The sequence below is a fragment of the Streptomyces sp. SID5785 genome (assembly GCF_009870065.1).
GTDB lineage: Bacteria > Actinomycetota > Actinomycetes > Streptomycetales > Streptomycetaceae > Streptomyces.
This window is the reverse complement of record NZ_WWIA01000890.1, coordinates 1-21,519: the sequence shown is the minus strand read 5'-3', so window position 1 is coordinate 21,519 and position 21,519 is coordinate 1. Positions and strand designations below refer to the sequence as shown.

At 69.9% G+C, this 21,519-nt stretch carries 21 protein-coding genes; all 21 read left to right on the top strand.

Annotated elements, in window-relative coordinates; all coding sequences use genetic code 11:
- The first annotated feature begins 6 nt into the window (after positions 1-6).
- The 21 genes from thrC (at position 7) to GTW43_RS28900 (ending at position 21,447) form a co-directional block, all read left to right on the top strand.
- Positions 7-1,065, top strand: coding sequence for a threonine synthase (gene thrC, locus GTW43_RS29000; protein WP_161304991.1), 1,059 nt, complete (start codon positions 7-9; stop codon positions 1,063-1,065).
- Positions 1,066-1,371: 306 nt separating this feature from the next.
- Positions 1,372-2,298 (top strand): homoserine kinase, encoded by a 927-nt coding sequence (thrB, locus tag GTW43_RS28995; protein WP_161304956.1) that lies wholly within the window; start codon positions 1,372-1,374, stop codon positions 2,296-2,298.
- Between the two features lie 403 nt (positions 2,299-2,701).
- Complete coding sequence (gene rho, locus GTW43_RS28990; RefSeq protein WP_161304955.1) at positions 2,702-4,744, top strand: transcription termination factor Rho; 2,043 nt, start codon at positions 2,702-2,704, stop codon at positions 4,742-4,744.
- Between the two features lie 292 nt (positions 4,745-5,036).
- Entirely contained in the window at positions 5,037-6,161 is a 1,125-nt protein-coding gene (locus GTW43_RS28985) for an LCP family protein (RefSeq protein WP_161304954.1), read from the top strand.
- 122 nt (positions 6,162-6,283) lie between these two features.
- A complete protein-coding gene (rpmE, locus tag GTW43_RS28980) occupies positions 6,284-6,505 on the top strand; it encodes a 50S ribosomal protein L31 (RefSeq protein ID WP_161304953.1) in 222 nt (73 codons plus the stop codon).
- 108 nt (positions 6,506-6,613) lie between these two features.
- A complete protein-coding gene (gene prfA, locus GTW43_RS28975) occupies positions 6,614-7,690 on the top strand; it encodes a peptide chain release factor 1 (protein ID WP_161304952.1) in 1,077 nt (358 codons plus the stop codon).
- A gap of 48 nt (positions 7,691-7,738) precedes the next feature.
- Positions 7,739-8,584, top strand: a complete 846-nt coding sequence (prmC, locus tag GTW43_RS28970) for a peptide chain release factor N(5)-glutamine methyltransferase (protein WP_161304951.1) — start codon at positions 7,739-7,741, stop codon at positions 8,582-8,584.
- A 47-nt stretch (positions 8,585-8,631) separates the two neighbouring features.
- A complete protein-coding gene (locus tag GTW43_RS28965) occupies positions 8,632-9,279 on the top strand; it encodes an L-threonylcarbamoyladenylate synthase (RefSeq protein WP_161304950.1) in 648 nt (215 codons plus the stop codon).
- Positions 9,276-9,947 carry a protein-tyrosine-phosphatase gene (locus GTW43_RS28960; RefSeq protein WP_161304949.1) on the top strand — a complete coding sequence of 224 codons (672 nt, stop codon included), beginning with the start codon at positions 9,276-9,278 and terminating at the stop codon, positions 9,945-9,947. The genes GTW43_RS28965 and GTW43_RS28960 overlap by 4 nt, the downstream gene beginning before the upstream one ends.
- Before the next feature lie 127 nt (positions 9,948-10,074).
- Entirely contained in the window at positions 10,075-11,349 is a 1,275-nt protein-coding gene (glyA, locus tag GTW43_RS28955) for a serine hydroxymethyltransferase (RefSeq protein ID WP_161304948.1), read from the top strand.
- Positions 11,350-11,475: 126 nt separating this feature from the next.
- Positions 11,476-12,801: an MraY family glycosyltransferase gene (locus GTW43_RS28950; RefSeq protein WP_161304947.1), complete on the top strand. Its 1,326-nt coding sequence runs from the start codon at positions 11,476-11,478 to the stop codon at positions 12,799-12,801.
- 260 nt (positions 12,802-13,061) lie between these two features.
- Entirely contained in the window at positions 13,062-13,499 is a 438-nt protein-coding gene (locus tag GTW43_RS28945) for a hypothetical protein (RefSeq protein WP_161304946.1), read from the top strand.
- A gap of 210 nt (positions 13,500-13,709) precedes the next feature.
- Positions 13,710-14,546, top strand: a complete 837-nt coding sequence (atpB, locus tag GTW43_RS28940; protein ID WP_161304990.1) for a F0F1 ATP synthase subunit A — start codon at positions 13,710-13,712, stop codon at positions 14,544-14,546.
- A 75-nt stretch (positions 14,547-14,621) separates the two neighbouring features.
- On the top strand, positions 14,622-14,852 hold the full coding sequence (gene atpE, locus GTW43_RS28935) for an ATP synthase F0 subunit C (protein ID WP_030672351.1): 231 nt from the start codon (positions 14,622-14,624) through the stop codon (positions 14,850-14,852).
- A gap of 42 nt (positions 14,853-14,894) precedes the next feature.
- Complete coding sequence (locus tag GTW43_RS28930; RefSeq protein ID WP_161304945.1) at positions 14,895-15,449, top strand: F0F1 ATP synthase subunit B; 555 nt, start codon at positions 14,895-14,897, stop codon at positions 15,447-15,449.
- Positions 15,446-16,267: a F0F1 ATP synthase subunit delta gene (locus tag GTW43_RS28925; RefSeq protein WP_161304944.1), complete on the top strand. Its 822-nt coding sequence runs from the start codon at positions 15,446-15,448 to the stop codon at positions 16,265-16,267. The genes GTW43_RS28930 and GTW43_RS28925 overlap by 4 nt, the downstream gene beginning before the upstream one ends.
- A gap of 115 nt (positions 16,268-16,382) precedes the next feature.
- On the top strand, positions 16,383-17,978 hold the full coding sequence (gene atpA, locus GTW43_RS28920; RefSeq protein WP_161304943.1) for a F0F1 ATP synthase subunit alpha: 1,596 nt from the start codon (positions 16,383-16,385) through the stop codon (positions 17,976-17,978).
- A gap of 21 nt (positions 17,979-17,999) precedes the next feature.
- Positions 18,000-18,917 carry a F0F1 ATP synthase subunit gamma gene (locus tag GTW43_RS28915; RefSeq protein WP_161304942.1) on the top strand — a complete coding sequence of 306 codons (918 nt, stop codon included), beginning with the start codon at positions 18,000-18,002 and terminating at the stop codon, positions 18,915-18,917.
- Positions 18,917-20,353, top strand: coding sequence for a F0F1 ATP synthase subunit beta (gene atpD / locus GTW43_RS28910; protein ID WP_161304941.1), 1,437 nt, complete (start codon positions 18,917-18,919; stop codon positions 20,351-20,353). The genes GTW43_RS28915 and atpD overlap by 1 nt, the downstream gene beginning before the upstream one ends.
- Before the next feature lie 116 nt (positions 20,354-20,469).
- Complete coding sequence (locus tag GTW43_RS28905) at positions 20,470-20,844, top strand: F0F1 ATP synthase subunit epsilon (protein ID WP_161304940.1); 375 nt, start codon at positions 20,470-20,472, stop codon at positions 20,842-20,844.
- A gap of 147 nt (positions 20,845-20,991) precedes the next feature.
- A complete protein-coding gene (locus tag GTW43_RS28900; protein WP_161304939.1) occupies positions 20,992-21,447 on the top strand; it encodes a DUF2550 domain-containing protein in 456 nt (151 codons plus the stop codon).
- Positions 21,448-21,519 lie beyond the last annotated feature (72 nt).

Genomic DNA, 21,519 nt, shown 5'->3' with positions numbered 1-21,519 from the left:
ACCGGAATGACCCATCAGTGGCGCGGCATCATCGAGGAGTACCGGGACCGGCTCCCGGTGACCGGCACCACGCCGGTCGTGACGCTGCGCGAGGGCGCCACGCCGCTGGTCCCCGCGCAGATGCTCTCCGAGCGCACGGGCTGTGAGGTCCACCTGAAGGTGGAGGGCGCCAACCCCACCGGCTCCTTCAAGGACCGCGGCATGACCATGGCCATCACCAAGGCCAAGGAGGAGGGCGCCCAGGCCGTCATCTGCGCCTCCACCGGCAACACGTCGGCCTCCGCCGCCGCGTACGCGGTGCGCGCCGGCATGGTCTGCGCCGTGCTCGTCCCGCAGGGCAAGATCGCGCTCGGCAAGATGGGCCAGGCGCTCGTCTACGGTTCGAAGATCCTCCAGGTCGACGGCAACTTCGACGACTGCCTGAACCTGGCCCGCGCGCTCTCCGAGAACTACCCGGTCGCGCTGGTCAACTCGGTCAACCCGTACCGCATCGAGGGCCAGAAGACGGCCTCGTTCGAGATCGTCGACGCGCTCGGCGACGCGCCCGACATCCACGTCCTGCCGGTCGGCAACGCGGGCAACATCACGGCGTACTGGAAGGGCTACAAGGAGTACGCCGCCGACGCGGTGTCGACGCGCACCCCGCGCATGTGGGGCTTCCAGGCCTCCGGTTCCGCGCCGATCGTGCGCGGCGAGGTCGTCAAGGACCCGTCGACGATCGCAACCGCAATCCGGATCGGGAACCCGGCCTCGTGGCAGCACGCGCTCGCCGCGCGGGAGGAGTCCGGCGGCTTCATCGACGAGGTGACGGACCGTGAGATCCTGCGCGCCTACAAGCTGTTGGCCTCCCAGGAGGGTGTCTTCGTGGAGCCCGCGTCCGCCGCGTCCGTGGCGGGCCTGCTGAAGGCCGCCGAGCAGGGCAAGGTCGACCCCGGCCAGAAGATCGTGTGCACCGTCACGGGCAACGGCCTGAAGGACCCCGACTGGGCCGTCGCCGGCGCCCCGCAGCCGGTCACGGTGCCGGTGGACGCCGCGTCCGCGGCCGAGCGCCTCGGTCTCGCCTGACCCCGGCGACGACGCGCCCGGAGTGAAGTCGGGGATTTTTGCTCCGCGCTGACCTCACGTCAACCGGGCGTCTCGGCACAGGGGGTGCACAGGGGGCTTACGACACGCATCGTGCGCCTCCTGTGCGCCCTATGTCGCCACAGAACCTTCCTTCGATAGGCTGTACCGAGAGCCCGCCCACCGCATGTGCCGTGGTGCTGCCGCCGTTCCCGTCGTGCGGCCCGGGTTGTGACGTACCCCCTCACCAGACATCGGAAGTCTCGGAAGTTCCCGAACGTCCCGCAGCTCAAGGAGAGTCATCTAGCGATGGCCGGTCCCGCGTTCCGCGCCGCCGCCGTCAGGGTGCGCGTCCCCGCCACCAGCGCCAACCTCGGCCCGGGCTTCGACAGCCTCGGCCTCGCGCTGGGGCTCTACGACGACGTGGTCGTCAGGGTCGCCGACTCCGGGCTGAACATCGACATCGCGGGTGAGGGCTCCGACACCCTGCCGCGCGACGAGTCGCACCTGCTCGTACGGGCCCTGCGCACCGCCTTCGACACCCTCGGCGGACAGCCCCGCGGCCTCGAGATCGTGTGCGCCAACCGCATCCCGCACGGCCGGGGCCTCGGCTCCTCCTCCGCGGCCATCGTCGCCGCGGTCGTGGCCGCCCGCGCCGTGACGATAGGCGGGGACGCACGGCTCGACGACGCCGCGCTGCTCGCCCTCGCCAGCGAGATCGAGGGCCACCCGGACAACGTGGCGCCCTGCCTCCTCGGCGGCTTCACCATCGCCTGGACCGACGCCGGCGCCGGACGCGCCGTCCGGCTCGAGGCCGCGCCGACCGTCGTCCCGGTCGTCTTCGTCCCCGGCAAGCCGCTGCTCACCGAGACGGCCCGCGGACTGCTCCCGCGCACCGTCCCGCACGTCGACGCCGCCGCCAACGCGGGCCGCGCGGCCCTGCTCGTCGAGGCACTCACCCGCCGCCCCGAGCTGCTGCTCCCCGCGACCGAGGACCGGCTGCACCAGGAGTACCGCGCCCCGGCCATGCCGGAGAGCGCCGCCCTCGTGGAGCGGCTGCGCGCGGACGGCGTCCCCGCGATGATCTCCGGAGCGGGGCCCACCGTGATCGCCCTGGTGGAGGACGCGACGGCCGACAAGGTCGCCCAGCTCGCCGGCGACGGCTGGGCCGCGAACCGGCTGGCACTGGACGCGGACGGGGCCTGTGTCCTGCCGCTCGGCACCGGCCCGGACTGACCGCATGCACACGGTTGCCGGATACGAGAGGGGGAATATTTGTTGGATCCGGTAGTGTTAACCTCAAGTCTGCACCCGACCCCACCATGGCGAGGTGCTGTGTGTCCCTGTCAGGGACGACCTTTCTTCCGGGAGCCTCTCCAGCAGTTCCGTGCAGTGTCCTCGTATGTCGGGACGTGGCACTGACGGCTGTAGAGCACGCTCCGGAACCGGCGTGACCCAGCCGCGTGACACAGAATTCCAGTGCACCAGCGGCCACGGGGAACGCCGTCACCACCGCATTCTTCCGCCTCATCGGCGGACAACCGCCCCGGCACGGTCCGTACAGGCAGGACCACCGCCGGACAGCACAACCGGTCGCCGAGCCAGACAGGCCGACGTCCGCTCCAGGGAAGGACCCTTCGTGAGCGACACCACCGATCTGATGGGCGTGACTGCCGACAGCTCTGCTGCCGCGCCCGCCGCGTCCTCTGCGGACGCCTCCGCCGCGCCCGCCTCCGGTGCTTCGGGCTCCCGGCGGCGCCGCGGTACCGGCCTCGAGGGCATGGTGCTGGCCGAGCTGCAGCAGGTCGCATCCGGCCTCGGTATCAGGGGCACCGCGCGCATGCGCAAGAGTCAGCTGATCGAGGTCATCAAGGAGGCGCAGGCGGGCGGCGGATCCGCCCCCGCGAAGAGCGCCGAGGCCGCCGACAGCAAGCCGAAGCGCCGTGCGGCCACCAAGGCCCGCAGCGGTGACGAGGCCGCTTCCGACGGCGGCTCCGCGAAGGCGGACGCCAAGGCGGAGAAGGCCGAGGCCGGCGACAGCAAGGCCAAGAAGGCCGCCGCCCAGCAGCAGATCGACATCCCGGGCCAGGGCGCGGGCGACGAGCAGCCGGCCGGCGAGCGCCGCCGTCGCCGTGCCACCGCCGAGGCGGGCAGCCCCGAGGGCGCCGAGGCCGGCGACAACAAGGCCGACAGCAAGGCCGACGGCAAGTCCGAGGGCCGCTCCGAGGGCAAGAACGAGTCCAAGGGCGACGGCCAGGACAACGGGGGCAACGAGGGCCGCCGTGACCGCCGTGACCGTCGGGAGCGGGGCGGCCGTGACCGCGACCGTGACCGCCGCGGCAAGGGCGACGAGCAGGGCAACAAGGACCAGGGCGGACGCCAGCAGCAGGGCGGCGGCCGGGGCCGGGACAACGGCCCGCAGGACGACGGATTCGACGACGACGGCGGCGGTCGCCGCGGTCGCCGCGGCCGGTACCGCGACCGCCGTGGCCGTCGGGGCCGCGACGAGTTCGGCGCCGAGCCGCAGGTCTCCGACGACGACGTCCTGATCCCCGTCGCGGGCATCCTCGACATCCTCGACAACTACGCGTTCATCCGGACCTCCGGCTACCTGCCCGGCCCGAACGACGTGTACGTCTCGCTCGCCCAGGTCCGCAAGAACGGCCTGCGCAAGGGTGACCACGTCACCGGCGCCGTCCGGCAGCCGAAGGAGGGGGAGCGCCGCGAGAAGTTCAACGCGCTCGTCCGCCTCGACTCGGCGAACGGCATGGCGGCCGAATCCGGCCGCGGGCGCCCGGAGTTCAACAAGCTGACGCCCCTGTACCCGCAGGACCGGCTCCGCCTGGAGACCGACCCGGGTGTGCTGACGACCCGCATCATCGACCTCGTCGCGCCCATCGGCAAGGGCCAGCGCGGTCTGATCGTGGCCCCGCCGAAGACCGGCAAGACCATGATCATGCAGGCGATCGCCAACGCGATCACGCACAACAACCCCGAGTGCCACCTGATGGTCGTCCTGGTCGACGAGCGTCCCGAAGAGGTCACCGACATGCAGCGGTCGGTCAAGGGCGAGGTCATCTCCTCGACCTTCGACCGTCCGGCCGAGGACCACACGACGGTCGCCGAGCTCGCCATCGAGCGCGCCAAGCGTCTCGTCGAGCTCGGTCACGACGTCGTCGTGCTGCTCGACTCCATCACGCGCCTCGGCCGCGCCTACAACCTGGCGGCGCCGGCCTCCGGCCGCATCCTGTCCGGTGGTGTCGACTCGACCGCCCTGTACCCGCCGAAGCGCTTCTTCGGTGCGGCCCGCAACATCGAGGACGGCGGCTCGCTGACCATCCTCGCGACGGCTCTCGTCGACACCGGGTCCCGCATGGACGAGGTCATCTTCGAGGAGTTCAAGGGCACCGGCAACGCCGAGCTCAAGCTCGACCGCAAGCTCGCCGACAAGCGCATCTTCCCCGCGGTGGACGTCGACGCGTCCGGTACCCGTAAGGAAGAGATCCTGCTCGGCAGCGACGAGCTCGCGATCACCTGGAAGCTGCGCCGCGTGCTGCACGCGCTCGACCAGCAGCAGGCGATCGAGCTGCTCCTGGACAAGATGAAGCAGACGAAGTCCAACGCGGAGTTCCTGCTGCAGATCCAGAAGACGACGCCGACCCCGGGCAACGGCAACGACTGACCCGGTCCCGCGACCGTCGAAGGGCTGAGCCCCGCCGCCACCGTGCGACGGGGCTCAGCCCTTTCTCCGTCCCGCCCTCTTCCCGGAGACCTTCACCACACGTGCAGGCGCGCGGGCACTGTGTGAGCCATCCGCTGATCCGCCGCAAAAGGGCAGGTCACAGGGGTATGGGACGTTGGTCCCTTAACGTTCCGTGCGCGTATGTGCACAAGGCGGGCACAGGGGGCTGTGCAACCCTTCAGGGCGATCCACCGTCACACCGAGTGAACGGGACGACCCCAGCGAGGAGCACATGCCGGACAGTGACAGCAACCCCGGGCGCAGGCGCGCCAAGGGGCGCCGCCGCAAGCCGCGCAGCGCGGGCAGCAAGGCCCTGCGCGTCGTGGCATGGAGTGCCGCGGGAGTCGTCGTCCTCGGGGGCACCGGTCTCGGCTACGTCTACTTCAAGCTCAACGGCAACCTCAAGAGCGTCGACATCAACGCCGCGCTCGGCACCGACCGCCCCGACGACGTCGACAACGGCTCGCAGGACATCCTCGTCCTCGGCTCCGACAGCCGCGCCGGCGCCAACCGGAAGGCCGGCGGCGGCACCGACGACGGCTCGGCCCGCTCGGACACCGCGATGGTCGTCCACCTCTACAAGGGCCACAAGAAGGCGAGCATCGTCTCGATACCCCGCGACACCCTGATAGACCGGCCGGAGTGCACCGACGCCGACGGCACCGTGCACCCGGCCGTCCACCAGGCCATGTTCAACTCCGCCTACTCGACGGGCGGCGCCGCCTGCGCCGTGAAGACCGTCGAGTCGATGAGCGGCATCCGCATGGACCACTACGTCGAGGTCGACTTCGCGGGCTTCCAGAAGCTGATCGACGACCTCGGCGGCGTCGAGGTCACCACCGGCAAGCCCATCGACGACCCCGACAGCCACCTGAAGCTCGACGCGGGCACCCACCGGCTGGACGGCGAGCAGTCGCTCGGCCTGGTCCGCACCCGGCACGGTGTCGGCGACGGCAGCGACCTCGGCCGCATCCAGCTCCAGCAGGCGTTCATGAAGGCCCTCATGGACCAGGTCAAGCACGTCGGGGTGTTCACCAGCCCGAAGAAGCTCTACGACCTCGCCGACACCGCCACCAAGACCGTCACCACCGACTCCGACCTCGGCTCCGTCACCGAGCTGACCGCTTTCGCCGACGGGCTCAAGGGCCTCGGCTCGCACGCGATGAACATGGTGACGCTGCCGGTGCAGTACGACCCCGCGGACGCCAACCGCGTCCTGGTCGACAAGGACAAGTCCGAGCTGGTCTGGAAGGCGCTCGGGGCCGACCGCCCGGTGCCCCGGTCCGCCACGGCGGACACCGCCACCGGCACCGCCGACGGCGTCGTCCGGCAGGGCTCGGCGGGCTCGCGGGAATAGTTGCGGGCTCACCCCGGTTTTGGGGGATGCGGCCAGTCCTGGCAGACTGGTACGTCGGCCCCGGTTCACGCTCCCGCATCCCGCGTCAGCGACCCGGTGCCCTCCCGAACCTAGGAGACACCTTGAAGCGCGACATCCACCCCGAGTACGTCGAGACGCAGGTCAGCTGCACCTGTGGCGCGACGTTCACCACCCGCAGCACGATCCAGTCCGGCACCGTCCGTGCCGAGGTCTGCTCCGAGTGCCACCCGTTCTACACGGGCAAGCAGAAGATCCTCGACACCGGTGGCCGCGTGGCCCGCTTCGAGGCCCGCTTCGGCAAGGCTGCCGCTGCCAAGAAGTAGCGAGGCCCGAGCGCCGGTCTCCGGTGCCCCCGTTCCGACGGGGGCACCGGGACCGGCGCTTTGCGGTGCAGCCCCCTTTTTTGACCCCCGTACACGCAGGAGCCGGAGATGTTCGAGGCCGTCGAGGACCTGATCGGTGAGCACGCCGATCTGGAGAAGAAGCTCGCTGACCCGTCGGTCCACGCCGACCAGGCCAACGCGCGCAAGCTCAACAAGCGCTACGCCGAGCTGACCCCGATCGTCGCGACCTACCGCTCCTGGAAGCAGACCGGCGACGACATCGACACGGCCCGTGAGCTGGCCGCCGACGATCCGGACTTCGCGGCCGAGGTCAAGGAGCTCGAGAAGACGCGCGAGGACCTCACCGAGAAGCTGCGGCTGCTCCTGGTGCCGCGCGACCCGTCCGACGACAAGGACGTGATCCTCGAGGTGAAGGCCGGCGCCGGCGGCGACGAGTCCGCCCTGTTCGCCGGTGACCTGCTGCGCATGTACCTGCGCTACGCGGAGCGCGTCGGCTGGAAGACCGAGATCATCGACGCCACCGAGTCCGAGCTGGGCGGCTACAAGGACGTCCAGGTCGCCGTGAAGACCAAGGGCGGCAACGGCGCGACCGAGCCCGGCCAGGGCGTCTGGGCCCGCCTCAAGTACGAGGGCGGTGTCCACCGCGTGCAGCGCGTGCCCGCGACCGAGTCGCAGGGCCGCATCCACACCTCCGCCGCCGGCGTCCTCGTCACGCCCGAGGCCGAGGAGGTCGACGTCGAGATCAACATGAACGATCTGCGCATCGACGTCTACCGCTCCTCCGGCCCCGGCGGCCAGTCCGTCAACACGACGGACTCCGCCGTCCGCATCACCCACATCCCCACGGGCGTGGTCGCTTCCTGCCAGAACGAGAAGAGCCAGCTGCAGAACAAGGAGCAGGCGATGCGTATCCTGCGCTCCAGGCTCCTCGCCGCGGCTCAGGAGAAGGCCGAGGCCGAGGCGGCCGACGCCCGCCGCAGCCAGGTCCGCACCGTCGACCGCTCCGAGAAGATCCGCACGTACAACTTCCCGGAGAACCGCATCTCGGACCACCGCGTCGGGTTCAAGGCGTACAACTTGGACCAGGTGCTCGACGGTGACCTCGACGCCGTGATCCAGGCGTGCGTCGACGCGGACTCGGCCGCGAAGCTCGCCGCCGCGTAACGCACCGCGCACCACCCGTACGCCCAGAGCTCAGCCCCGGAGGACCAGGTGAACCTGCTGCTAGCTGAAGTGGCCCAGGCCGCCCAGCGGCTGGCCGACGCCGGCGTGCCCTCGCCGCGCAACGACGCGGAGGAACTCGCCGCGTTCGTGCACGGCGTCAAGCGGGGCGAGCTGCACACCGTCAAGGACGCGGACTTCGACGCCCGGTACTGGGAGGTGACCGCGCGCCGCGAGGCGCGCGAGCCGCTCCAGCACATCACCGGGCTCGCCTACTTCCGCTACCTGGAGCTCCAGGTCGGCCCCGGTGTCTTCGTGCCCCGCCCCGAGACCGAGTCGGTCGTCGGCTGGGCCATAGACGCCGTGCGCGCCATGGACGTCGTCGAGCCGCTCATCGTCGACCTGTGCACCGGGTCCGGCGCCATCGCGCTCGCCCTCGCCCAGGAGGTGCCCCGCTCGCGCGTGCACGCCGTGGAGCTGTCCGAGGACGCGCTCAAGTGGACCCGCAAGAACGTCGAGGGCTCCCGCGTCGACCTGCGCCAGGGCAACGCCCTGGACGCCTTCCCCGACCTCGACGGCCAGGTCGACCTCGTCGTCTCCAACCCGCCCTACATCCCGCTCACCGAGTGGGAGTACGTGGCGCCCGAGGCCCGCGACCACGACCCGGACATGGCGCTGTTCTCCGGCGAGGACGGACTGGACCTGATCCGCGGCATCGAGCGCACCGCCCACCGGCTCCTGCGCCCCGGCGGTGTCGTCGTCATCGAGCACGCCGACACGCAGGGCGGCCAGGTCCCGTGGATCTTCACCGAGGAGCGCGGCTGGGCCGACGCCGCGGACCACCCGGACCTCAACAACCGGCCGCGGTTCGCGACCGCCCGCAAGGCGATGCCGTGAGCACCGACCCCACTTCCGTCCAGGCACTTGAGCAGGAGGCTCGCTAGATGGCACGGCGTTACGACACCAACGACGCGACCGACCGCACCACCGGTCTGCGCGAGGCCGCGTCCGCCGTCCGCCGCGGCGAGCTGGTCGTGCTGCCCACCGACACCGTCTACGGCATCGGTGCCGACGCGTTCACCTCCGAGGCCGTCCAGGACCTCCTGGAGGCCAAGGGCCGCGGCCGCACCATGCCCACCCCGGTCCTCATCGGCTCGCCGAACACGCTGCACGGCCTGGTCACCGACTTCTCCGAGATGGCCTGGGAGCTCGTCGACGCGTTCTGGCCCGGCGCCCTGACGCTCATCGCCAAGCACCAGCCGTCCCTCCAGTGGGACCTGGGCGACACCCGCGGCACCGTCGCCATCCGGATGCCGCTGCACCCCGTCGCCATCGAACTGCTCACCGAGGTCGGCCCGATGGCCGTGTCCTCCGCCAACCTGTCCGGCCATCCGGCCCCCGAGGACTGCGACGCCGCCCAGGAGATGCTCGGCGACTCCGTCTCCGTGTACCTCGACGGCGGTCCGACCCCCGGCATCGTCCCCTCGTCCATCGTCGACGTGACGGGCAAGGTGCCGGTCCTGCTGCGCGCGGGCGCCCTCGGCGCCGACGAGTTGCGCAAGGTCGTACCCGACCTCGAGGTGGCGAATTGACAGCCCCTGAGACGGGGCGTGGCATAGGCACCGGGTACGGGGAGTCGGTCGTGCTCCCCGGAGACTCCTTCCGCATCCTCCACGTCAGCACCGGCAACGTGTGCCGCTCGCCGATCACCGAGCGGCTGACCCGGCACGCCCTCGCGGACCGGCTCGGCGACCCTCTGGCCGGCGGGCTGGTCGTGGAGAGCGCGGGCACCTGGGGACACGAGGGCGCGCCCATGGAGGCGAACGCCGAGACGGTCCTCACCGACTTCGGCGCCGACCCCTCGGGCTTCGTCGGCCGCGAGCTCCTGGACGACCACGTCATCCGGGCCGACCTCGTGCTCACCGCGACCCGGGACCACCGCGCCCAGGTCATCTCCATGGGCCACAGCGCGGGCCTGCGGACCTTCACGCTGAAAGAGTTCACGCGCCTCGTGCAGGCCATAGACCCCGCGACCCTGCCCGACCCCCGGGAGTTCCCCGCGGGCGGCGTGGTGGAGCGTGCACGGGCCCTGGTGCGCGCCGCGGCGGCTCTACGCGGGTGGCTTCTCGCGCCGAGCGTCGAGGCCGACGAGGTGTACGACCCGTACGGGGCGCCGCTGCCGTTCTTCCGCTCGGTCGGCTCGGAGATCAGCGAGGCGCTCGACCCGGTGGTCAGCGCCCTGACCGGCGTCCGCCGCTAGGACCCCTCGCAGGACCCGCAGCCGGGCTCCGTCGCCAGGACCTGTCCGGACGCACGACCGGGCGGCGCGCACCCGGCGGATCTACATTGGAGGCACCCCCTCCCACCGCGAGGCCCCGGAGCCGAAGATGCCGGTGATCACCGATCCAGCCCCTCTGGCGGAGCTGCTGCGCCACGATCCCGAGATGGCCGAGGTCATCCTCGCCGAGGCCGCCCGTCAGGCCGACTCCCTCCAGCTGATCGCCGCCGAGAACTTCACCTCGCCCGCGGTCCTCGAGGCCCTCGGCTCCCCGCTCGCCAACAAGTACGCGGAGGGCTACCCCGGAGCCCGCCACCACGGCGGCTGCGAGCTCGTCGACATGGCCGAGCGCATCGCCGTCGAGCGGGCCCGCGCGCTGTTCGGCGCCGAGCACGTCAACGTGCAGGCGCACAGCGGCTCCTCCGCCGTGCTCGCCGCCTACGCCGTGCTGCTGCGCCCCGGCGACACGGTGCTCGCGATGGGCCTCGAGTCCGGCGGCCACCTCACGCACGGGTCCCCGGCGAACTTCTCCGGCCGCTGGTTCGACTTCGTGCCCTACGGCGTCGACCCGGAGAGCGGCCTGATCGACCACGACCAGGTGCACTCCATCGCCCGGGCCCACCGGCCCAAGGCGATCGTGTGTGGCTCGATCTCGTACCCCCGGCACATCGACTACGCGGCCTTCCGCGCGATCGCCGACGACGTGGGCGCCCACCTCATCGCGGACGCCGCGCACCCCATCGGGCTGGTCGCCGGGGGAGCGGCGCCCAACCCGGTCCCGTACGCCGACATCGTCTGCGCCACCACACACAAGGTGCTGCGCGGTCCCCGCGGCGGGATGCTGCTGTGCGGCGCCGAGCTCGCCGACCGGGTGGACCGCGCGGTGTTCCCGTTCACACAGGGCGGTGCGCAGATGCACACGATCGCGGCGAAGGCCGTCGCGTTCGGGGAGGCCGCGAGCCCGGCGTTCAGCGGGTACGCGCATCAGGTCGTGGCCAACGCGCGCGTGCTCGCGGCCGCGCTGGGGGCGGAGGGCTTCGGCGTCACCACCGGCGGCACCGACACGCATCTGGTCACCGTCGACCCGGCCCCGCTCGGCGTGCCGGGCGCCCTCGCCCGGGGCCGGCTCGCCTCGGCCGGCCTGGTGCTCGACACCTGCGCGCTGCCGCACGGTGACGGACGCGGACTGCGGCTGGGCACCGCCGCCGTCACCACGCAGGGCATGGGCGAGGCCGAGATGGCCCGGATCGCGGTGCTCCTCGGCGGCGTCGCCCGGGACGACGTGGACGCCCGCGCGGCCCGCGAGGAGGTGCGTGAGCTGGCCGGATCCTTTCCCCCGTACCCCGCGTACCGGGCCGGTGAGGACGCCGCCGACGGCACCTGAGCCCCACGTGGACGTCACAGCACCGTCACTCGTGCAACCATCGTCGCTACCCGGAAGTCCTCAACCCCAACCACGCGAAGCTAGGGTGTGGGGCTGAGATGGCCAGCGATATCTGTGGGGAAGCCCGTGCGTGAATACCTGCTGACGCTCTGCATCACGGCCGCGGTGACCTATCTGCTCACCGGCCCGGTGCGGAAGTTCGCGATCGTGGCCGGCGCCATGCCGGAGATCCGGGCACGTGACGTGCACCGGGAGCCCACGCCGCGGCTCGGCGGTATCGCCATGTTCTTCGGCCTGTGCGCGGGCCTCCTGGTGGCCTCCCACCTCAGCAACCTCGACCAGGTCTTCGAGTCCTCCAACGAGCCGCGCGCCCTGCTCTCCGGCGCCGCGCTGATCTGGCTGATCGGCGTCCTGGACGACAAGTTCGAGATCGACGCCCTGATCAAGCTCGGCGGCCAGATGATCGCCGCCGGCGTCATGGTCATGCAGGGACTGACGATCCTGTGGCTGCCGATCCCGGGTGTCGGCACGGTCTCGCTGACCCAGTGGCAGGGCACCCTGCTCACGGTCGCGCTCGTGGTCATCACCATCAACGCGGTCAACTTCGTCGACGGGCTCGACGGCCTGGCCTCCGGCATGGTGTGCATCGCCGCCGCCGCGTTCTTCCTGTACGCCTACCGCATCTGGTACGGCTACGGGATCGAGGCGGCCGCGCCCGCGACCCTGTTCGTGGCGATCCTGATGGGCATGTGCCTGGGCTTCCTGCCGCACAACATGCATCCCGCGCGCATCTTCATGGGCGACTCCGGGTCGATGCTGATCGGCCTGGTGCTCGCGGCGGGCGCCATCTCCATGACCGGGCAGATCGACCCCGACGCGCTCCGGCTGAACCTCGGCGGCAGCACCCGGGACACCACCCACGCGATGCTCCCGGTCTTCATCCCGCTCGTGATGCCGCTCACCGTGATCGCCATCCCGTTCGCGGACCTCGTGCTCGCGATCGTGCGCCGCACCTGGAACGGGCAGTCGCCGTTCGCCGCGGACCGCGGGCATCTGCACCACCGGCTCCTCGAGATCGGGCACTCGCACTCGCGCGCGGTCCTCATCATGTACTTCTGGTCGGCGCTCATCGCGTTCGGCACGGTCGCCTACTCGGTGCCCTCCACGTCGGGCATGTGGGTCATGCTGACGATCGCCGGACTCTGCTTCGTCGGGCTCGTGCTGCTCCTGCTGCCCCGGTTCACGCCGCGGGCACCGCGCTGGGCCCAGCATCTGGTCCCGCCCCGCTACCGCCGTACGGCGCAGCCGGCCGTGCCCGAGGAGGCCGCCGCCGAGACGGCCGAGGCGCCCGGACCGGATCCGACGCCGATCCCCGCGGGCGTCAACGGAGCGACCGCGATCGGCGCCCGTTCGCGTTTCACGGACCGGCACCGGGCGCAGTCCCCGCGTTGACGGCGCCGGGTGAATCGGCCCAATACCAGACAAGTCGGCCGCCCGCTTGCACAGACGCGCAGAATCCCCCTCACGTGTGACGGTTGGCACACCATCTAGGTAAAGACCGCATCAAATAGTTTGTGATACCGTTCACGAGAACCGGGGATAGAGCCGAAAGACCGTAGTGCGACGGTCTCTTGGCCCGGAGAACCCTCTCGGCCCCGGACTACGCTCGTCCATGACGACACCTGCCCCCACCAGCAAGCGGAGCTGCCGCCATGCCGTCCAATGACGCACGGACTCTTGTCCACACCGCTGTGCCCACAGCCGCCGTCGGCGCGATCGCCGTCGTCGTCAGTGCTGCGCTCGCCGGTGGCAAGGGTGCGCTCGGTGCGGTCATCGGCACGCTGGTCTCGCTGGTCTTCATGGGGCTCGGTCTCGTGGCGCTGCAGCGCACTGCCAAATCGCTTCCGCACCTGTTCCAGATGATGGGACTCCTGCTGTACGTAGCGCAGTTGCTGCTCATGGTGGTGTTCGTCGCACTCTTCAAGGACGCGACCTTCTTCAACCCCAAGGCGTTCGCGTTCACGCTGGTGGCCACCACGCTCGCGTGGATCGCCGCACAGACGCGGGCCCATATGCAGGCCAAGATCCTCTACGTCGAGCCCGATACCCAGAAGGGCGAGAAGCCCGAGAACTCGGGGTCGAAGTCGTGAACCGTAGGGGTGGGATAAATGCACGTTCACGACCCTGCTATCGTCCGGTGCCAACTGCGGCATCGCGGGCGCGGGCATCCGAGCTGACGCCTGCACTAGCGCGAGGCTCGAAGCCCAACTGCCGCCCCCACATCCGTAACACCAGTCCCGTGCCGAACCGCGGCTGCATGCCGCGCCGACACAACGAGGTTGCCGTACCTATGCGCCACGCTGAAGGAGCCCGCGGTGAGTGCTGACCCGACGCAGGTGCTCGCCTTCGAGACCGACTGCCACATTTTCGACGGGTGTGGCTTCCCGGCTCCCGGCCTGCACTCGTTCCTGTTCGAGCCCCTCTGGGGCGACGCGGACAGCAACTTGTACTTCAACAAGCCGATGCTCCTCGCGCTGCTCGGCTCGATCATCATCGTCGGTTTCTTCTGGATGGCCTTCGGCAAGCCGAAGGTCGTCCCGGGCAAGCTGCAGATGGTCGCCGAGGCGGGTTACGACTTCATCCGGCGCGGTGTCGTCTACGAGACCATCGGCAAGCGCGAGGGCGAGAAGTACGTCCCGCTGGTCGTGTCGCTGTTCTTCTTCATCTGGATGATGAACCTCTGGTCGATCATTCCGGTCGCCCAGTTCCCGGTCACCTCGATCATCGCGTACCCCGCGGTGCTCGCCGTGATCGTCTACATCCTCTGGGTCTCGCTGACCTTCAAGCGGCACGGCTTCGTCGGGTTCTTCAAGAACGTCACCGGCTACGACAAGTCGCTCGGTGCGGTGCTGCCGCTCGCCATGGTCATCGAGTTCTTCTCGAACCTGCTGGTGCGTCCGTTCACGCACGCCGTGCGACTCTTCGCGAACATGTTCGCGGGTCACACCCTGCTGCTGCTCTTCACGATCGCCAGCTGGTACCTGCTGAACGGCATCGGCATCGCCTACGCCGGCGTCAGCTTCATCATGACGATCGTGATGACGGCCTTCGAGCTCTTCATCCAGGCACTTCAGGCGTACGTCTTCGTCCTTCTGACGTGCACCTACATCCAGGGCGCGCTCGCCGAGCACCACTGAGCGTCCCGTACCTCGACCCCCTCAGACGTCCGGTGGCCAACCCCCACCGGTTCGCACAGAAAAGGAATAACTGGCATGTCCCAGACCCTTGCCGCTGTTTCCGGCTCGCTCGGCTCCGTCGGCTACGGCCTTGCTGCCATCGGTCCCGGCGTCGGCGTCGGCATCATCTTCGGTAACGGCACCCAGGCCCTTGCCCGTCAGCCCGAGGCCGCCGGCCTGATCCGCGCCAACCAGATCCTCGGCTTCGCCTTCTGTGAGGCGCTCGCCCTCATCGGTCTGGTCATGCCGTTCGTCTACGGCAAGTGATCCACGGATCATCCACCTGCTGACTAGACGAAAGGCACTGACATGAGCCAGCTGCTCACGGTTGCGGCCGAGGAGATGGAAAATCCCCTCGTCCCGCCGATTCCCGAGCTTGTCATCGGCCTGATCGCCTTCGTCATCGTCTTCGGCTTCCTCGCCAAGAAGCTCCTCCCGAACATCAACAAGGTTCTGGAAGAGCGTCGCGAGGCCATCGAAGGCGGTATCGAGAAGGCCGAGGCCGCTCAGACCGAGGCCCAGAGCGTGCTCGAGCAGTACAAGGCTCAGCTCGCCGAGGCCCGGCACGAGGCCGCGCGCCTGCGCCAGGAGGCGCAGGAGCAGGGCGCCGCTCTCATCGCCGAGATGCGTGCGGAAGGCCAGCGGCAGCGTGAGGAGATCATCGCCGCCGGTCACGCGCAGATCGACGCCGACCGCAAGGCCGCCGCTCAGTCGCTGCGCCAGGACGTGGGCCAGCTGGCCACCGACCTGGCCGGCAAGCTGGTCGGCGAGTCCCTCGAGGACCACGCCCGGCAGTCGCGCACGATCGACCGCTTCCTCGACGGGCTCGACGAGACCGCGACGAAGGCAGAGGCCGCTCGATGACCGCCCACGGAGCGAGCCGCGAGGCTCTCGCCACCGCGCGTGAGCGCCTGGACGCGCTGACCGACTCGACGTCGGCCGACGCCAAGGCGCTCGCCGGTGACCTGGCCGCGGTGACCGCGCTGCTGCACCGCGAGGTGTCGCTGCGCCGGGTCCTGACCGACCCGGCGCAGGCCGGCGAGGCCAAGGCCGAGCTGGCGACCCGCCTGCTCGGCGGCCAGATCAGCGGCCCCGCCGCCGACCTGGTGGCCGGCCTGGTCCGCTCCCGGTGGTCGGCGTCGCGCGACCTGGTCGACTCCCTCGAGGAACTCGCGAACATCGCGGACCTGACCGCGGCGCAGAAGCGCGGCGAGCTGGACGACGTCGAGGACGAGCTGTTCCGCTTCGGCCGGATCGTCTCCTCGAACACCGAGCTGCGTGCCGCGCTGACCGACAAGGCCGCCACAGCCTCGGCGCGTGGCGAGCTCGTGACGCGTCTGCTCGGCGGCCGGGCCATGCCCACCACCGAGCGCCTCGTCGAGCGTCTTGTGACCGCGCCGCGTGGACGTAGCCTGGAAGGGGGACTCGAGTCCCTCTCCAAGCTCGCCGCCGAGCGCCGGGAGCGCATGGTGGCGGTCGTCACCACCGCGGTTCCGCTGAGCGACGCGCAGAAGCAGCGCCTGGGTGCGTCCCTGGCGAAGCTCTACGGGCGCCAGATGCACCTGAACCTGGACGTGGACCCCGAGGTCCTCGGCGGGATCAAGGTGCAGGTGGGCGACGAGGTCATCAACGGCTCGATCGCGGACCGCATCGAGGAGGCCAGCCGCCGTATGGCCGGCTGACCGACTCACCACGTACTACCTACGGCCCTAGTTGGCCGTGCAGAGAATTCCTGGGGGCTGACCCCAGACCCCCCAAGAAGACTTTCGGGCCCAACAAGGAGAGCAGGGAACCCAGATGGCGGAGCTCACGATCCGGCCGGAGGAGATCCGGGACGCGCTGGAGAACTTCGTCCAGGCGTACAAGCCGGACGCGGCCTCGCGCGAGGAGGTCGGTACGGTCACCCTTGCCGGCGACGGCATCGCGAAGGTCGAGGGTCTGCCCTCGGCCATGGCCAACGAACTGCTGAAGTTCGAGGACGGCACCCTCGGTCTCGCCCTCAACCTCGAGGAGCGCGAGATCGGTGCGATCGTCCTCGGCGAGTTCAGCGGCATCGAGGAGGGTCAGCCGGTCTCCCGTACCGGTGAGGTCCTCTCCGTCGGCGTAGGCGAGGGCTACCTGGGTCGCGTCGTCGACCCGCTCGGCAACCCGATCGACGGCCTCGGCGACATCGAGACCGTCGGCCGCCGCGCCCTCGAGCTGCAGGCCCCCACGGTCATGCAGCGCAAGTCGGTGCACGAGCCGATGGAGACGGGCTACAAGGCCGTCGACGCGATGACCCCCGTCGGCCGTGGCCAGCGTCAGCTGGTCATCGGTGACCGCCAGACCGGCAAGACCGCCCTGGCCGTCGACACGATCATCAACCAGCGTGACAACTGGCGCACCGGCGACCCGTCGAAGCAGGTCCGCTGCATCTACGTCGCCATCGGTCAGAAGGGCTCCACCATCGCCTCCGTGCGCGGTGCCCTCGAAGAGGCCGGCGCGCTGGAGTACACGACCATCGTCGCCGCCCCGGCGTCCGACCCGGCCGGCTTCAAGTACCTGGCGCCGTACACCGGTTCGGCCATCGGCCAGCACTGGATGTACGAGGGCAAGCACGTCCTCATCATCTTCGACGACCTGTCGAAGCAGGCCGACGCCTACCGCGCCGTGTCCCTGCTCCTCCGCCGCCCGCCGGGGCGCGAGGCCTACCCGGGTGACGTCTTCTACCTGCACTCCCGTCTGCTCGAGCGCTGCGCGAAGCTCTCGGACGACATGGGCGCCGGTTCGATGACGGGTCTGCCGATCGTCGAGACGAAGGCCAACGACGTCTCCGCGTTCATCCCGACCAACGTCATCTCCATCACCGACGGCCAGTGCTTCCTGGAGTCGGACCTCTTCAACGCCGGTCAGCGCCCCGCGCTGAACGTCGGTATCTCCGTCTCCCGAGTCGGTGGTTCCGCGCAGCACAAGGCGATGAAGCAGGTCTCCGGCCGTCTGCGCGTGGACCTGGCCCAGTTCCGTGAGCTCGAGGCGTTCGCCGCCTTCGGTTCCGACCTGGACGCCGCGTCGAAGGCGCAGCTGGAGCGCGGTCAGCGCATGGTCGAGCTACTCAAGCAGGCTCAGTACCAGCCGATGGCCACCGAGGACCAGGTCGTCTCCGTCTGGGCCGGCACCACCGGCCGGATGGACGACGTCCCGGTCTCCGACATCCGCCGCTTCGAGAAGGAGCTCCTTGAGTACCTGCACCGCAAGGAGCAGGGCCTCATGACCTCCATCAAGGAGGGCGGCAAGATGTCGGACGACACGCTTCAGGCCGTCGGCGACGCCATCGCGGACTTCAAGAAGCAGTTCGAGACCTCGGACGGCAAGCTTCTCGGCGAGGACGCTCCGGCCGTCAACGTCTCCAAGTGACGTAAGGAAGGGACCTGACTCATGGGAGCCCAGCTCCGGGTCTACAAGCGTCGCATCCGATCCGTCACCGCGACCAAGAAGATCACCAAGGCGATGGAGATGATCGCCGCCTCGCGCGTCGTCAAGGCGCAGCGCAAGGTGGCGGCCTCCACGCCGTACGCGACCGAGCTCACCCGCGCGGTCACGGCGGTGGGTACGGGTTCGAACACCAAGCACCCGCTGACCACCGAGGCCGAGTCGCCGACCCGTGTCGCGGTTCTGCTCCTCACGAGCGACCGCGGCCTGGCCGGTGCCTTCAACTCCAACGCCATCAAGGGCGCGGAGCAGCTCACCGAGCGCCTCGAGGCCGAGGGCAAGCAGGTCGACTCGTACATCGTCGGCCGGCGCGGTGTCGCCCACTACAACTTCCGCGAGCGCAAGATCGCGGAGTCGTGGTCGGGCTTCACCGACGAGCCCACGTACGCGGACGCCAAGAAGGTCGCGGGACCGCTGATCGAGGCCATCGAGAAGGACACGGCGGAGGGCGGCGTGGATGAACTCCACATCGTCTACACCGAGTTCGTCTCGATGATGACGCAGACGGCCGTCGACGGCCGACTGCTGCCGCTCAGCCTCGAAGAGGTGGCGGCGGAGGCTCCGTCCAAGGACGAGATCCTTCCGCTGTACGACTTCGAGCCGTCGGCGGAGGACGTCCTCGACGCCCTGCTGCCGCGCTACGTCGAGAGCCGCATCTACAACGCGCTGCTGCAGTCGGCTGCCTCCAAGCACGCCGCCACCCGCCGCGCGATGAAGTCGGCCACCGACAACGCGGGCGACCTCATCAACACGCTTTCCCGGCTGGCCTCCGCGGCCCGCCAGGCGGAGATCACCAACGAAATCAGCGAGATCGTCGGCGGCGCTGCCGCTCTGGCCGACGCGACCGCGGGGAGTGACAAGTAATGACGACCACTGTTGAGACGGCCGCTGCCACGGGCCGCGTCGCCCGGGTCATCGGCCCGGTCGTCGACGTGGAGTTCCCCGTCGACGCGATGCCGGACATCTACAACGCCCTGCACGTCGAGGTCGCCGACCCGGCTCAGGACGGCGCCAAGAAGACCCTGACGCTCGAGGTCGCCCAGCACCTCGGTGACGGCCTGGTCCGCGCGATCTCGATGCAGCCCACCGACGGCCTGGTCCGCCAGGCTGCGGTGACGGACACCGGTGCCTCGATCACCGTGCCCGTCGGTGACTTCACCAAGGGCAAGGTGTTCAACACCCTCGGCGAGGTCCTCAACGTCGACGAGACGTACGAGGGCGAGCGCTGGGGCATCCACCGCAAGGCCCCGAACTTCGACGAGCTCGAGTCGAAGACCGAGATGTTCGAGACCGGCGTCAAGGTCATCGACCTTCTCACCCCGTACGTCAAGGGTGGAAAGATCGGTCTGTTCGGTGGTGCCGGCGTCGGCAAGACGGTGCTCATCCAGGAGATGATCTACCGCGTCGCCAACAACCACGACGGTGTCTCCGTGTTCGCCGGTGTCGGTGAGCGCACCCGTGAGGGCAACGACCTCATCGAGGAGATGTCCGACTCGGGCGTCATCGACAAGACCGCGCTGGTCTTCGGTCAGATGGACGAGCCGCCGGGCACCCGTCTGCGCGTGGCCCTCGCGGGTCTGACCATGGCGGAGTACTTCCGCGATGTGCAGAAGCAGGACGTGCTGTTCTTCATCGACAACATCTTCCGCTTCACGCAGGCCGGCTCCGAGGTCTCGACCCTGCTCGGCCGCATGCCGTCCGCGGTGGGTTACCAGCCGAACCTGGCCGACGAGATGGGTCTCCTCCAGGAGCGCATCACGTCGACCCGTGGTCACTCGATCACCTCGATGCAGGCGATCTACGTCCCCGCGGACGACCTGACCGACCCGGCCCCGGCCACCACGTTCGCCCACCTCGACGCGACGACGGTGCTCTCCCGTCCGATCTCCGAGAAGGGCATCTACCCGGCCGTGGACCCGCTGGACTCCACGTCCCGCATCCTGGACCCGCGCTACATCGCGCAGGACCACTACGACGCCGCCATGCGCGTCAAGACGGTGCTGCAGAAGTACAAGGACCTCCAGGACATCATCGCGATCCTCGGTATCGACGAGCTCGGCGAGGAGGACAAGCTCACTGTCCACCGCGCCCGTCGCGTGGAGCGCTTCCTGTCCCAGAACACCCACGTCGCCAAGCAGTTCACCGGCGTCGACGGGTCGGACGTCCCGCTGGACGAGTCGATCGCGGCCTTCAACGCGATCATCGACGGCGAGTACGACCACTTCCCGGAGCAGGCGTTCTTCATGTGCGGTGGCATTGAGGACCTCAAGGCCAACGCCAAGGAGCTGGGCGTCTCCTGAGCCCCGTGCTCGCAGGGAGGGCCGGGGGTATGTCCCGGCCCTCCCGCAACGCCCACTAGACTTTGACCCAACACCCGGCAGCGAGTGCCGCCGGGTGGTGACCCGAGGAGCCCACCTTGGCTGCTGAGCTGCACGTCGAGCTCGTCGCCGCGGACCGCAGTGTCTGGTCCGGCGAGGCCACCCTGGTCGTCGCGCGCACCGCGTCCGGCGACATCGGCGTCATGCCCGGTCACCAGCCGCTGCTCGGTGTGCTGGAGTCGGGCCCTGTGACGATCCGTACGAGCGACGGAGGGACGGTCGTGGCTGCGGTCCACGGCGGTTTCGTCTCGTTCGCGGACAACAAGCTGTCCCTGCTGGCCGAGATCGCCGAGCTGTCGGACGAGATCGATGTCCAGCGTGCGGAGCGGGCCCTGGAGCGCGCGAAGTCGGACGCGGACGCGTCCGCCGAGCGTCGCGCCGATGTCCGACTGCGTGCGGTGGCGGCCCGCTGATTCCAGCGAGCCCCAGGACGTGCCTCAGCCGCGGCCCGGTCCGGAGTTGATCTCCGGACCAGGTCGCGGCTGAGGCGGTCTACAACTGTTTTTGCTGTTCCGTTATCAGGCGTTTGATTCCGTCGCGAAGCGAGGAGGTCGGTACCGATGGTCCTCGTTGTCGTGCTGTGTGTGGTGGCGGTCGTCGTCCTGGTACTGGCGGGGCTGTTCGTCTTCGGACTGCGCCGGCGGCTCATCCAGCGGTCGGGCGGGACGTTCGACTGCTCGCTGCGGTGGGACGTGTCCGGACCCGGTACGGAGGGTGCCTCCGGGAAGGGCTGGGGCTACGGCATCGCCCGCTACAACGGTGACCGGGTCGAGTGGTTCCGCGTCTTCTCCTACGCGCCCCGGCCGCGGCGGATCCTCGAGCGGGCGGCCATCGAGGTCACGGGGCGGCGTGCGCCGGAGGGCGAGGAGGAGCTCGCACTCCTGTCCGACGCGATCGTTCTCGCCTGTACGCATCGTGGCGCTCGGCTCGAGCTGGCGATGAGCGAGGATGCGCTGACCGGTTTCCTCGCCTGGCTGGAGGCGGCGCCTCCGGGGCAGCGGGTGAACGTGGCCTGAGCGCCGCTCGGGTGCCGGTTTCTTCGTCTGCGGCCCCGGTGGGGGCTGGTCGCGCAGTTCCCCGCGCCCCTG

What these genes read in the sequence shown, in the direction of transcription:
- GTW43_RS28900 (WP_161304939.1), top strand. Translation starts at nt 20,992, where the DNA reads ATGGTCCTCGTTGTCGTGCTGTGTGTGGTGGCGGTCGTCGTCCTGGTA.
- GTW43_RS28965 (WP_161304950.1), top strand. Translation starts at nt 8,632, where the DNA reads ATGGCACGGCGTTACGACACCAACGACGCGACCGACCGCACCACCGGT.
- atpE (WP_030672351.1), top strand. Translation starts at nt 14,622, where the DNA reads ATGTCCCAGACCCTTGCCGCTGTTTCCGGCTCGCTCGGCTCCGTCGGC.
- GTW43_RS28930 (WP_161304945.1), top strand. Translation starts at nt 14,895, where the DNA reads ATGAGCCAGCTGCTCACGGTTGCGGCCGAGGAGATGGAAAATCCCCTC.
- thrC (WP_161304991.1), top strand. Translation starts at nt 7, where the DNA reads ATGACCCATCAGTGGCGCGGCATCATCGAGGAGTACCGGGACCGGCTC.
- atpA (WP_161304943.1), top strand. Translation starts at nt 16,383, where the DNA reads ATGGCGGAGCTCACGATCCGGCCGGAGGAGATCCGGGACGCGCTGGAG.
- GTW43_RS28985 (WP_161304954.1), top strand. Translation starts at nt 5,037, where the DNA reads ATGCCGGACAGTGACAGCAACCCCGGGCGCAGGCGCGCCAAGGGGCGC.
- GTW43_RS28915 (WP_161304942.1), top strand. Translation starts at nt 18,000, where the DNA reads ATGGGAGCCCAGCTCCGGGTCTACAAGCGTCGCATCCGATCCGTCACC.
- GTW43_RS28925 (WP_161304944.1), top strand. Translation starts at nt 15,446, where the DNA reads ATGACCGCCCACGGAGCGAGCCGCGAGGCTCTCGCCACCGCGCGTGAG.
- atpD (WP_161304941.1), top strand. Translation starts at nt 18,917, where the DNA reads ATGACGACCACTGTTGAGACGGCCGCTGCCACGGGCCGCGTCGCCCGG.
- thrB (WP_161304956.1), top strand. Translation starts at nt 1,372, where the DNA reads ATGGCCGGTCCCGCGTTCCGCGCCGCCGCCGTCAGGGTGCGCGTCCCC.
- glyA (WP_161304948.1), top strand. Translation starts at nt 10,075, where the DNA reads ATGCCGGTGATCACCGATCCAGCCCCTCTGGCGGAGCTGCTGCGCCAC.
- prfA (WP_161304952.1), top strand. Translation starts at nt 6,614, where the DNA reads ATGTTCGAGGCCGTCGAGGACCTGATCGGTGAGCACGCCGATCTGGAG.
- GTW43_RS28945 (WP_161304946.1), top strand. Translation starts at nt 13,062, where the DNA reads ATGCCGTCCAATGACGCACGGACTCTTGTCCACACCGCTGTGCCCACA.